Annotated in this window: 13 protein-coding genes and 1 riboswitch; of the genes, 9 read left to right on the forward strand and 4 right to left on the reverse strand. The window is 32.6% G+C overall.

Annotation, left to right across the window (positions count from 1 at the left end):
* Positions 1-25: 25 nt before the first annotated feature.
* Both NSS71_RS02545 and NSS71_RS02550 read left to right on the forward strand, forming a co-directional pair.
* Positions 26-517 (forward strand): hypothetical protein, encoded by a 492-nt coding sequence (locus tag NSS71_RS02545; protein WP_095257641.1) that lies wholly within the window; start codon positions 26-28, stop codon positions 515-517.
* 121 nt (positions 518-638) lie between these two features.
* A riboswitch (yybP-ykoY riboswitch) is annotated at positions 639-735 on the forward strand.
* A 122-nt stretch (positions 736-857) separates the two neighbouring features.
* The gene (locus tag NSS71_RS02550; protein ID WP_095257639.1) at positions 858-1,631 is read left to right on the forward strand and encodes a TerC family protein; all 774 of its coding nucleotides are present in this window, start codon (positions 858-860) and stop codon (positions 1,629-1,631) included.
* A 72-nt stretch (positions 1,632-1,703) separates the two neighbouring features.
* On the opposite strand, the gene NSS71_RS02555 is transcribed toward NSS71_RS02550, so the two are convergent.
* Positions 1,704-1,898, reverse strand: a complete 195-nt coding sequence (locus NSS71_RS02555; RefSeq protein WP_047942948.1) for an alpha/beta-type small acid-soluble spore protein — start codon at positions 1,896-1,898, stop codon at positions 1,704-1,706.
* A gap of 374 nt (positions 1,899-2,272) precedes the next feature.
* Here NSS71_RS02555 and NSS71_RS02560 point away from each other — a divergent pair, with 374 nt between their 5' ends.
* The 3 genes from NSS71_RS02560 to NSS71_RS02570 all read left to right on the forward strand — a co-directional run bounded on the left by NSS71_RS02560 (position 2,273) and on the right by NSS71_RS02570 (position 4,068).
* Positions 2,273-3,628, forward strand: coding sequence for a TrkH family potassium uptake protein (locus NSS71_RS02560; protein ID WP_047942949.1), 1,356 nt, complete (start codon positions 2,273-2,275; stop codon positions 3,626-3,628).
* 134 nt (positions 3,629-3,762) lie between these two features.
* Positions 3,763-3,921: a hypothetical protein gene (locus tag NSS71_RS02565; protein WP_164463606.1), complete on the forward strand. Its 159-nt coding sequence runs from the start codon at positions 3,763-3,765 to the stop codon at positions 3,919-3,921.
* Positions 3,922-4,068: a hypothetical protein gene (locus tag NSS71_RS02570; protein ID WP_172866366.1), complete on the forward strand. Its 147-nt coding sequence runs from the start codon at positions 3,922-3,924 to the stop codon at positions 4,066-4,068.
* 44 nt (positions 4,069-4,112) lie between these two features.
* Here NSS71_RS02570 and NSS71_RS02575 read toward each other — a convergent pair whose 3' ends face one another.
* A complete protein-coding gene (locus NSS71_RS02575; RefSeq protein WP_061796820.1) occupies positions 4,113-5,138 on the reverse strand; it encodes an acyltransferase family protein in 1,026 nt (341 codons plus the stop codon).
* A gap of 374 nt (positions 5,139-5,512) precedes the next feature.
* On the opposite strand from NSS71_RS02575, the gene NSS71_RS02580 reads away from it, so the two are divergent.
* Entirely contained in the window at positions 5,513-7,390 is a 1,878-nt protein-coding gene (locus tag NSS71_RS02580; protein WP_144544158.1) for an ATP-binding protein, read from the forward strand.
* A gap of 226 nt (positions 7,391-7,616) precedes the next feature.
* Positions 7,617-8,189 carry a DUF2087 domain-containing protein gene (locus tag NSS71_RS02585; protein ID WP_061796816.1) on the forward strand — a complete coding sequence of 191 codons (573 nt, stop codon included), beginning with the start codon at positions 7,617-7,619 and terminating at the stop codon, positions 8,187-8,189.
* Positions 8,190-8,249: 60 nt separating this feature from the next.
* Here the strand turns inward: NSS71_RS02585 and NSS71_RS02590 are convergent, their stop codons facing one another.
* Entirely contained in the window at positions 8,250-9,032 is a 783-nt protein-coding gene (locus NSS71_RS02590) for a carbon-nitrogen family hydrolase (protein WP_341151282.1), read from the reverse strand.
* Positions 9,033-9,250: 218 nt separating this feature from the next.
* On the opposite strand from NSS71_RS02590, the gene NSS71_RS02595 reads away from it, so the two are divergent.
* Positions 9,251-10,426 (forward strand): pyridoxal phosphate-dependent aminotransferase, encoded by a 1,176-nt coding sequence (locus NSS71_RS02595; RefSeq protein WP_061796811.1) that lies wholly within the window; start codon positions 9,251-9,253, stop codon positions 10,424-10,426.
* A gap of 390 nt (positions 10,427-10,816) precedes the next feature.
* Complete coding sequence (locus NSS71_RS02600) at positions 10,817-11,086, forward strand: aspartyl-phosphate phosphatase Spo0E family protein (RefSeq protein WP_053215712.1); 270 nt, start codon at positions 10,817-10,819, stop codon at positions 11,084-11,086.
* Positions 11,087-11,314: 228 nt separating this feature from the next.
* Here the strand turns inward: NSS71_RS02600 and NSS71_RS02605 are convergent, their stop codons facing one another.
* Positions 11,315-12,805 (reverse strand): PAS domain-containing sensor histidine kinase, encoded by a 1,491-nt coding sequence (locus NSS71_RS02605; protein WP_047942956.1) that lies wholly within the window; start codon positions 12,803-12,805, stop codon positions 11,315-11,317.
* Between the last annotated feature and the right edge of the window lie 128 nt (positions 12,806-12,933).

The following is a 12,933-nucleotide window of genomic DNA, read 5'->3' on the forward strand; positions in this document are numbered from 1 at the left end:
TATAGAAAAATAGATGGTGATACCAATGAAGGGCCTAAGTAGAATTGAAGCAATCATGTGGAGTATAGCTTTACCTGGTTTTAGTCAGTTATTATTGAAAAAATATTGGAAAGGAACACTATTAGTTATCTTAGAATTTATTATAAATGCGAAAAGTAATTTTAATTTAGCTATTATGCTGAGTTTTTGTGGCAATATCCAAGAGGCAATTGAAATTATCGACTTTCAATGGATATTGTTTTATCCGTGTTTATATATGTTCGCAATGTGGGATGCCTATAAGGAAGTTATGGAATCAGAAAATGAATATGCTTTCTTACCATTTGTGTTTTGCGCATATTTTGTTACCGTAGGTGTTTTTTATTCGACACAAATGAAGTTATTTGGAGTATTGTTAGGTCCTGTATTTTTGCCCATGGTATTTTTGATACCTGGAATCATTAGTGGGTATGTAGTTAAGTATTGCTTAATTTATTTTAAAAAAAGAAACATTCTTAAAGAGGAAAATGATGATTGACTAAGAAACAAGATGAAAGAAATACAGATAGAAAAAAATTATCAGTAAAATTAAAAAATATGCAAAAAACCATTGGCAAATAGTTCAATATTGTATATAATTAATACATATTAATATTTGTATACTACTCAAAGGGGAGTAGCTTTTAGGTTTAATACCTAAAACAAAGTCGTCAGTTCATGGCATATGCCATCGGCTTTGTTGGCATATTAGTGCTTAGCAAGACCTTTGCCTATTTGGCAAAGGTCTTTTTTTGCGCACTTTTGTACATAATAACGAAAGTCGTAGCAAAACCTGCTAATAGGAGTATACAAATAAAAACCTAAAGGGGGAAATTTTATTGGATGCAAGCATGTTACTAGAGTATGGGTGGGTTTTACTGATTCTTGTCGTTTTAGAGGGGTTACTAGCAGCTGATAATGCGGTTGTAATGGCTGTTATGGTTAAGCATTTGCCCGTTGAACAACAAAAAAAGGCACTTTTCTACGGATTATTGGGTGCTTTTGTATTCCGTTTTGCTACTTTATTTATGATTTCTTATTTAGTGGATGTTTGGCAAGTGCAAGCGATAGGGGCGCTTTATCTTCTCTTTATTGCAGTGCATAATATTTACGGAAAGTATGCGAAGAAGAATGAAGGCGATAAAGACAAGAAGCCGAAGAAACAATCGGGTTTCTGGATGACTGTTTTTAAAGTAGAATTAGCAGACATTGCTTTTGCGATTGATTCCATGTTAGCAGCGGTTGCCCTTGCGATTACATTACCAAAAACAAATTGGTTTACGCTAGGTGGCATTGATGGAGGACAATTCTTAGTTATGTTCCTTGGGGGATTAATTGGATTGATCATTATGCGTTTTGCTGCAAACTGGTTTGTGAAGTTACTTCATTCTCGTCCATCTCTAGAAACAGCAGCATTTTTAATTGTAGGCTGGGTTGGGGTGAAATTAGCAGTATTTACGTTGGCACATCCATCGGTAGGATTCTTAGATGAGCATTTTCCGGAATCGAAAATATGGAAAGGAATCTTCTGGTTTGTGCTAGTAGCTATTGCAGTTGGTGGATATCTCTTCTCCAATAAAGAAGCAGTTAAAGCAAAAGAAAGTAATGCATAAGCATGATGAAAAAGCCATTCATTAGGAATGGCTTTTTCTTTTTGCTCAGGACTTTAGTTCAGCAGATTTAACTTATTGCGTTTTTCCAGATAACTCTGCCTGCGCTTGTTGGACAAGTCTTTTTGTTATTTCTCCCCCAACAGAACCATTAGCACGTGAAACAGTATCAGATCCTAAATTCACACCGAATTCTTGCGCAATTTCATACTTAACACTATCTAAGTATTGTTCAATTCCTGGAACTAATAATTTATTTCGAGAAGCCATTTTTGTTTCCTCCTTATGAATATATAGTACAGTTTATTTATCAATTAATTGTTTCCAAAAAAGTAATGATAAATGATTCTGTATTAATAATATGTGGATTTATTTTTAGTTCATTAGTGGTAAAGTTTGTGTATACGGGAGAAAATAGGATTTATTGTTGTTTATAGGTTAACCTAGCCTATAGGGAAATCTCCATTGCTTCATTAATTAATAGTACTTAAAAATAATCAAGCTAATCTTAAAAGTTTCCTAAACATTTAAGATTAGCTTGAACGTCGAGGGATAGATAACTTATACTGTTTAATATCTATGATAAATAAAGCCATCATTAAATAGGATATATGGGTAGCTTCAAAGAAAGGAATTGTTTTTTAATGGGCAAGAAGTTTAAGTTAGTCCTTCAAAATTTGACTCCTGCGCAGATGATAACCAGTTATTATGGTTTAGCTGTCAGCATATCGGTTTTATTATTAAGTTTACCAGGAGTACATAAAGAAGGAGTAACAGTTTCCTTTATGGATACATTGTTTACTGCTGTAACGGCAGTAAGTGTAACAGGACTTACTGTAATTAATATCGCTGAAACGTATAGTACATTTGGAATAATAATATTAATGTTTGTTCTGCAATTTGGTGGTATTGGAGTAATGGCAATAGGTACATTCTTTTGGATGATTCTTCGTAAGAAGATTGGTTTAAGAGAGAGACAGTTAATAATGATTGACCACAATCAATCTAATCTTTCAGGTCTCGTCAATTTAATAAGAGAAATTATCAAAATCATTCTTATTATTGAAGTATTGGGTGCTATTATACTTTCAATGCAATTTCATAATTATTATCCTACCTGGGGGGATTCGATTTTACATGGAACTTTTGCCTCTGTTAGTGCGACAACCAATGGAGGATTAGATTTAACAGGAGAATCACTTACTCCCTTTAAGGATGATTATTTTGTCCAACTTGTTAATATTATTTTAATTACATTAGGAGCAATTGGATTTCCCGTGCTTATCGAAGTGAAAAATTACCTGTTTCCAAAAGAAGGGAAAAACCATCTAAAGTTTTCTTTATTCACTAAGTTAACAACCATTACTTTCGGTTTTCTTTTACTATTTGGAACGATTATGATTATTGTCTTAGAATGGGGTAATTATTATGCAGGAATGAGCTGGCATCAAATATTCTTCAATGCCTTTTTTCATTCTACCTCCACTCGAAGCGGCGGTTTAGCAACAATGGAATTAAATGAGTATTCTATGACAACTTTGCTTATCTTTTGTTTTCTTATGTTTATTGGTGCTTCCCCAAGTTCAGTTGGAGGAGGTATCAGAACAACAACCTTTGCATTGAATATCTTATTTATTTATCATTATGCAAATGGCAATAGGTATATTAAGATATTTAAACGAGAAATTCATGAAGAGGATATTATAAAATCATTGGTTGTAACGATATTTGCGATTGGTATTTGTCTTGTCGCTGTCATTGCCTTATCTATTTCTGAAAAGGCGTCCCTTATTGTGATTCTTTTCGAAGTTTGTTCTGCATTTGGAACAACTGGACTTTCTTTAGGATTAACACCAGAATTATCTACCTTTGGTAAGTGTGTAATTATGCTGCTTATGTTCATCGGAAGAATAGGGTTAACTTCTTTTATCTATATTATTGGAGGAAAAGAGAAAAAGGATAACTTCCATTATCCAAAAGAACGGATCATTGTTGGATAAGGGTAAGTAAGAAGTGAATGGAGCTGTCTATTTTAACAGCTCCATTCTTTTATGATTGTTTGACAAAAGTAGGAAAGCATATCTTTTTTTTTACATGTGGATAATAATGATGTAAATGGAAAGGAGAGATCATAATGGCTAAGAGAAAAGCTGAAGTTAACAGTGTAGAAAAATACAGCAAGACGCCAAAGAAAAATACGCAGGAAACAGAATTTTCCGCTGAATTTAGTAGGGGCGAAAACCCAATCAAAGGTGCTAATCGTAATGCAAAGCATGGAAGAGAGGGACAATAAATGGCGAAAAAAATAAAAAAACAACAACAGACAGAAGCTTCAAATGTAGAGTTTGGCCAAGAGTTTGGTGATGTTAATGCAAGTAAATTCTATGATACAGGAGCCTTAACAAAGGATAAAACAAAGAGAGCAACTAGAAAAAAATAAAAAATTTCCCATCAGTAAATTTCTTCACTGATGGGAACAAAAAATTATCTATTAGTTTGAAGAGAGCGCTGAACTCTTGAGAATAGCTTTTTTAATTTAGAACTTTTTAATTCAATAATAGGCTGTGTAAAGGAAATAATTATATTGCTTGAAAGCAGTACTGTAATTAAGAATGATACAATTATAATCATCACATATGACCTAGGTGATTCAAAAATATCTGGTAAGTCACTTTGTCTAAAGAGACGGATAAAAAAGCCATGAAGTAAATATACATATAATGTTGATTTTCCGAACTTAGTAAAGAAATATTCCTTTTTTGGTACACAAGCAAAAAAGCAAAAAATCATCAGAAAACTTAATAGATAGAAAAATAATCGAATAGCCATTCCTATAAAATAACCTTCTCCAAGGGCTTCATAAGATTTTGATCCGAATAACCATTGATAATTAACAGTAGGGAATAGGTGAAATCCTATAAAAACAATCGTGAAAATAACAATAGCTAGGATGGTTGCTTTTTTTGTTTTTACTGAAGCAAAATGATCTTTTTTCATATAAAATCCTATTAAGAATAAAGGGAAGAACACAAAGGTTCTCGTTAAGCTTAAATAGCTGGACGTCCAATCGATCATACCAATCGCTAATCCTAGTATAAAGGAAAGTAAGATTCCATGTATAGGCTTTAACTTCACAAACGCTAGTAAAAAGATGTTCCAAAAAAACAAACTAATTAAAAACCATAAGGACCAATGTGGGGTCAACGGTTCAATGGCAAAAGTTGACTTTCCATATAGAAAATAATAAAAAATGCTGTATACAAGTTGGAAGATAAGGTAGGGAATGATTAGTTTTTTTGCATATTTTTTTATATATCCCTTTTCCGCTATCCCTTTGGCAAAAAATCCCGAAATAAGAATAAATGCTGGCATATGGAAAGTGTAAATTACTTTATATAGCGTATAAATATTTTGATTGTCATTTATGAATGATTGGATAAAATGACCGAAGACAACGAAAAAAATCAAAATAAATTTTGCATTATCAAAGTAGTAATCCCGTTGTTTCATAAACTCATCCTTTCATGAACGGAAATATCGTATATTTCATTTCACTAACTATATATAACACAAATTCCATTGTTTTAATCCCCTGTCGTTAATCTGTTAACTAAATAACTTCTGTTTATTACATAATTGCAATGTACGTTAGGCGAAGGAAAAATAAAAATTCTTATTAATAATACGTAAGGTTTAATTTTTTTGACTGAAGTAAAGGGAGAGGTAGATATTAAAATGATTATGGCTACTATCAGAGTTACATTTGTTTCTACATTTGTAAATTAATTTACTTTTTTTCTTTAAATTTTTCAGAAGGAAAGGAAATTCAAGAATAATGTAGAATTATGTAATCACTACGTTTGATAAGGGGGGTATCCATAAAGATGGATAGTATATCCTATTCTGAAGAATATCGACAATTACAAAATAAACTGAGGGAATTGGAAAGAGAGAATACCCTTCTAAAGGAAAAACTAGAAAAATATAGTCTTCTCCGAGATAGGAGATTTATTGCTTTCCAAACGATAAATGTAGGGTTGGTTATATTTGATAGTAATGGAGTTATTCTAGATATTAATAAATATCTTTGTGATTACTTTAACGTGAATATGAATCAAGTAGTTGATAGGAATATAACGCATTTTGTGCAGCAGGAAGAACGTTTGGTGATAAGGGAACATATGGATGCTATAAAAACCAAATCAGGTACTTTTCAAAGCATATTCCCATTAACTATTAATGGGCGAAAACATTATTTTGAAACGCAAACTAGTCGATTGCCCGGTGAGATGGGATTTATTACAATTATTGAAAAGATAACAAAGGAATGTGAAAGAGAAAAAGAGAAAGAAGCGCAAAAGCTTTATAATGATTTTTTTACAGAGGCACTGGATGGTATTGTTCTTTGGAAAGAATCAGGGCAGATTATTGCAGCTAATGAATCAGCTTTAAAAATTTTTGAAAGTTCTGAAGAAAAATTATTAAAATCAAGGATTAGTGATTTTTTTTATAAAAAAGATAAACGGTACATGGATATGATTAAAAATCTCTATTATAAAAAATCTAATCGAGAAGAATTGATGTTTTTGATGCCAAATGGACAGAAAAAAATACTAGAATTTACAACTAAACTTCATTCGGTGGAAGGGTTAAACATGAGTATTTTCCGTAATATCACGGAACGTTATAAAATGGAAGAGGAATTACGTGAAAGTAAGGCGATGTTTGAGAATACATTTGAAGAAGTTTTTGACGGTATTATCATTTGGGATCAAAACTATCAAATAATTGATATGAACAAAGCAGCCGAACGTCTCCTTCATAAAAGTAAAGAGAATTTGATCGGTGTAGATTTAATATCCTTTCTCCCACCTGCAAAAACGATTGGAGAAGATATAAAGCCGAAATTATTAAATGTAGAAAAGGATGGACAAAATAGAGGGCTCTACACGGTAAAGTTTCCTAATAATAGAGAATATACGCAGCTTGAATATCGTAATAAATTTAATATTTATTCAGGACTAAGTATTACTACATTACGTGATATTACCGAAAATACCTTATTGGAAGAACAGCTGAGAAAGTCATCTACTTTAAATGTAGTGGGAGAATTGGCAGCGGGTATAGCTCATGAAATTCGAAATCCAATGACAGCTTTAAAGGGATTTATTCAATTGCTAGAAGATGGAGTTGCCTCACAGGAAAATGAAATGTATTTTTCTGTAATAAAAACGGAGCTTACTAGGATTGAATCCATTATTAATGAATTTTTATTACTTGCTAAACCACAAGCTGTTCAATATGTAAAACGAGATATAAGACAAATTATGAATGATACGATCGAATTGCTGTATGCACAAGCAGTGCTACAAAATGTTCAAATTATAAAAATGTTTACAGAAGATATGCCGACTATATATTGTGAACCAAATCAATTGAAACAGGTATTTATAAACATTATAAAAAATGCAATAGAGGCATTAGAAGACGGCGGGGAAATAGCTGTTTCCATTGAATATAAACAGGATTACTTTCATATAGCAATCCGTGATAATGGAAGAGGAATGGGCAAGGAAATACTTGCAAGAATTGGAGAACCATTTTATACGACCAAAGAAAAAGGAACAGGCTTAGGTTTACTAGTATCCTATCAAATTATTGAAGAGCATCAAGGGAAAGTGACAGTTGAGTCAGAGCCAGGGGTTGGTACGACGTTCCACCTTGTACTTCCAGTGTGCAGAGAAAGCAAGCTAAATGAATGATCATTAGACCTGTTAGGGTGATAAAAAGAAGGGCTTATGTTAGGCCCTTTTTATTTTGGTTGTTTTTCGAATTGTTAAAGGAGTAGAAATCGGAGAAACAGATAAGGATTTGTTTAGTGATCTTTTCTACGGAAAAGATATGCTGAAAAAATATTATACCATATCTTGACATCACCACCTACTTTGATTATTATCTAATTAGATAATAATCAAAGTAGGTGATTGAATGCAATTAGATAAAATGGTTGCATTTTATAAAACAATGGGGGATCCCACCAGAATTAAAATAATCTCCTTATTGGCAAATAAACCATGGAATGGTCAAGCGATATCAGAAAAACTGGGTCTATCTGCCCCAACCATTACGCATCATTTAAAGAAAATGCGTGACATAAATGTTGTGTATGAACGCAGAGATAAAAATACGATTTATTTTTTCTTGAATAAATCAGTCATTTTACAACAAAACGAGTCTTTAAGAAAATTAACAATTGGAATGGAGGAGAGTATTATGACTGTTACTAAAGAGGAACAAGCAAAAATCATTGAGAACTTTTTTACTAAAGAGGGCAGACTTAAAAATATTCCTTCGCAAAGAAAGAAAAAGTTAATAGTGCTCAAATACATGCTTGAGGGGCTGGTTTTTGGCAGGAAATATGAAGAAAAAGAAATAAATGCTTATATCCAGCAATATTTTGATGACTACGCGACAATAAGAAGAGAATTTATTATTAATCACTTTATGTATCGAGAAAATAGTATATATGAACTTAACCCTGAGGAAATGTGGGCGAAGTGAAGAAAAAGGACTGTTTATCATTATCTGATATAAACAGTCCTAGGTTAATATGTATAAAAATCACGTATAATATTCTGGTTTTCGATCAGCAAATATTGGGATGGTTTTACGTACCTCTGTTACTTTATCTAAATTAATCGAAGCTGTTAGAATTTCTTCTTTCTCCCCTGCTTCTGCAATAATTTCTCCCCATGGGTCAATAATCATGCTATGCCCAGCAAAGATACTATTTGCATCATTTCCGACACGATTACAAGCAATTACATAACATTGATTTTCAATGGCTCGTGCAATAAGCAGGCTTCTCCAGTGTGCCAATCTCGGTTCTGGCCATTCAGCTACTACAAAGATGGCTTCAGCTCCTTTTGTTGTATGTGCTCTTATCCACTCTGGAAAACGAATATCGTAGCAGATCATACTGGCAAAGTGTCTATCCTCTAAAGAAAAAAGACCATTAGTTGTCCCGCTCTTTAAATATAAATGTTCATCCATCAGTTGAAAAAGATGAAGTTTATCATACGTATGTACCACATCACCCGATTTATTTATCACAATAAGTGTATTGTAAACACCCTTTTCCTTCTTATTAGCAATTGATCCACCAACAATATGAACGCTATATTTGGTGGCTAATTTACTTAAAAAAGAAATAGTATTTTGAGCTTGTTTATCAGCAATCGCAGCTAATCTTGTTAAATCATAGCCGGTTGACCATAATTCTGGCAGTACAACAATATCACTGTTATCCTTGCAAGCAGCAATTTTTTTCTCTACTTGTTTAAAATTCTCTTCAGGCCTGCCAAATGCGATATCCATTTGAACCAAACTAATCTGAAATTTCAAATGATTCCACCTCTATTCATCTTCGTTAAATTCCGTTATAATGTTAATCAACAAAAAAATTCAATTATTATATTAATTTCGTTATATCATAAAAAAGCGAATTATTAAACGATTATTTCTATTTTAATCACTTAGGGAATGTTTAAAGTCGAAATTTCCTAATAGAAGTTTATCCAATAATAATTGGAAGGTTTTATCATTGAAGAAGGTGTGAGTACATGAAGAAATATGATCAATCTCAATTATTAAAGAATTTACCAGAGCAGTTTTTTGCTTCATTAGTTAGTAAAGTTAACAGCTATATTGAAAAAGGATATGATGTGATTAATTTAGGGCAAGGAAATCCAGACCAACCGACACCTTCTCACATTATCAAGAGCTTGCAGGTGGCTGCCGAACAGCCTGAGAATCATAAATATTCTCCATTTCGAGGATATAAACATTTAAAGGAAGCTATTAGTGAATTTTACAAAAAAGAATACGATGTTGACTTAGATCCTGAATCAGAGGTGGCGATATTATTTGGAGGAAAGGCCGGCCTTGTAGAGATACCTATATGTTTATTAAATCCAGGCGAAACAGTAATGGTTCCAGACCCTGGTTATCCCGACTATTTATCTGGGATTGCTTTAGCAAATGCAGAGACGGTGTTCATGCCATTGCGTGAAGAAAATAATTTTTTACCAAACTACAAGGAAGTGAGAAAGGAAGATTTAGAAAAAGCAAAGTTAATGTTCTTAAATTATCCGAACAATCCTACTGGAGCAATAGCAACAAAGGAATTTTTCGCTGAAACAATTTCTTTAAGTAAACAGCATGATATATGTATTGTGCACGATTTTGCATATGGAGCGATTGGGTTTGATGGAAAAAGGCCGCTTAGCTTTTTACAAGTAGAGGGTGCCAAAGATATTGGTGTAGAAATTTATACTTTGTCTAAGACATTTAATATGGCAGGTTGGCGAGTTGCCTTTGCAGTTGGAAATAGAAGTGTCATTTCCGCTATAAATCTTTATCAAGATCATTTATATGTTAGTTTATTTGGAGCGATTCAAGAAGCTGCCTATACGGCATTAACAGAATCTTTAGAGTGTATTAGAGACATGAATCAGCTTTACGAACAAAGACGAAATATCTTCATAAATGGTCTTAAAAAAATTGGTTGGGAAGTCAATGCTCCTGAAGGTTCATTCTTTGCATGGTTAAAAGTACCAGATGGGTTTACGTCACAAGAATTTAGTGATTATTTATTAGAAACAGTACATATTGCAATGGCTCCAGGCTCGGGCTTTGGTACATTTGGGGAGGGATATGTCCGAGTTGGTTTATTGACAGAAGAAGAGAGATTGCAAGAGGCGGTTGAAAGATTAAAAACACTCTCGATATTTAAGTAATTCCTCGATAATAGATAAGAATTCAGTCGAAAAAAGGCAAAGAATCATGGGAAATAACAATTTCGTATGATTCTTTGCCTTTTGCTCTTAATAGACTAATTTCCAGAAGTGCTGATGATCCTTCATACTAAGATGTTTGCTGATAGGTGAAAGCGACTAGAAAGAAAGCGCTTTCTGTTGTTGTAAGTTGTTTTCGACTCTTTTCAGCAGTATTTTTGTCGAAAAAAAGAAGTGTAATCAAGAGAAAATAAGTCTAAATGCCTATTTTGACTTAGAAAAATGTCTAATATTGCGAATCTATTTACTTTTATTTGTTTTATTGTAATAATTCATCAAGTAAACAATTAATGCATTGTTTGTAAGTAAGGAATTTGATTAGGAGGAAGTAAGGTGTATTGTAGGAAAACAGAATTATTATTTGAAATTCAAGATAAAAGGGAGGTAATGATTAAAACAGCGAAAGAGCGTGGAACAATTGATGAGGAGACCATTAGATTGAGTCAAGAACTCGATAAATTAATCTATGAATATCAGCTTGTCTTTCGCTATGAAAGTGAGAAAAGAAAACAAATAAAACGACAATATAAAAACACGCGAATTTTTTGGTCCAATGCTAACCGATATAAACGGAAAAATTATTCCGAGGTTGTATATAGATAACTAAATGGCGAAGGGTAATGGCAGTGATTACCTTAATGATATTTCATCCAAATCAATGCCCTTCTTTAAAGAAAGATGTGACCTCCCTTAAACTACTTATCCTATTATCCACCAATATTTTGACAAAATAAAAAACGCTTCTTTTGTTCAATAGCTACTATCCTTCTTTTAAGAAGAATAATAGAAGATGAACAGCATTAATGATGCAAGAAGCGAATAGATAAATAATTATTTCATAATAGGTAAGATTATATTTACCTTCGTGCCTTTCTTTTCCCTACTGGATATATGGATTTCACCATCGAATGATTCAACGATTCTTTTACATACAACGAGCCCCAAACCAGTCCCTGTTTCCTTCGAAGTATTAAATGGCTCAAATATTTTCTTTAACTGTTGATTGGACATGCCAATGCCATTATCGGTGATTGTAATGATTACGTTTGACTTAACGGAACGTATGGAAAGTTCTAACTGCCCGCCATTTTCCATCGCTTCAAGAGCGTTTTTGGTTAAATTAAGTAATACTTGTTTCATTTGGTCGGCGATCCCGAGAATATAAATGTCTTGGTCAGATATCTTTTCTGTATATTTTACATTAAATAAATTTGCTTCCGAAACGATAAGCGGATTAAGTTCTGCGATGATTAATTTTAAATTTATTTTTTGCTTATTTTGTGCAGTTGGCTTTCCTAAGATAAGGAATTGACTTACGATTTCATTTATTCGTACAATTTCTTTTTGGATAATAGAAAAATAAAGCTGGTCTTGCTGATCGTGATATTTCTCACTTAATAATTGAATGAGACCTTTGATTCCGGTTAGAGGATTCCTAATTTCATGTGCAGAACTAGCAGCTAAATTGCCGACAAGTTCTAATTTTTGAATTTCGTTTTGCTTTGCTTCTTCTTCTCTTATTTTACGATGATAGTAAAGAATTAAAAGCATATAAACGAAATGGAAAATCACCATAAAAAAAAGAAGGAGCCATATTTTCGATTTTACGATGTTCCAAATATGTGGTTTTTCTAATTCCACAATGATGGTCCAGGGCAGACGATCAATTGGCATGCTTATAACTTCTTTTTTATTGATCGATGCACCATCATTTATATAAAGAATGCGTTCTTTTTGCTCATTCATAATGGCGATATTTTCCTCTGATGATAGCATTTTCGTGATATTTATTAAGTAATCGACACGGAGATAAGCAGTTATAATGGAGTTTAATTGATTATGGTCACTTATAATGGGCATGGCAATACCGATTACTTTCTGACCGTTACTTAATACTTCTTCTCTATTAGAAATTACTAAGTCCTTTGAATGAATAGCTTCCATTATATAATCCTCTTCAGAGATATCGATCGAATCATACGTATCGTTAACACCAGCAATTGTTTTACCTGAACTATCAAGCAGGAATAAACCACCATAAATATGCTCATTCGTAAACACTTTTTTTAATAGGTTATTAATTTCTTCTGCTGAATCGGTATTAGTTTGAATAGAGAGACTTAGAATATTTAAAGAAGAGACGATTTTGTTTATATAAGAGTCCCATTGTCGTTGGTGAATAGAGGCTACCCATTCTGCATGAGCCTTATTTTTTGCTTCTTCTCTATTTACTTGGTAATAAAAGAATAGAATAGCTGTAATAATGATCGGAATAACGACAATTGCAAAATATAAAAGCCTTTTGTGTGTGTTTATTTTCATCAATAGATTCTCCATAGGGTAATTCCAATATATAGATATAATTATAACATGAAATAGAGAAAGCTCAATGAAGGGGGTAGATTTCATCGGGAAATTGACAAAATCCTTAGGGAATAATATAATTTATC

Origin of the sequence: Niallia sp. FSL W8-0951 (assembly GCF_038006525.1) — a bacterium.
Taxonomy (GTDB): Bacteria; Bacillota; Bacilli; order Bacillales; family Cytobacillaceae; genus Niallia; species Niallia circulans.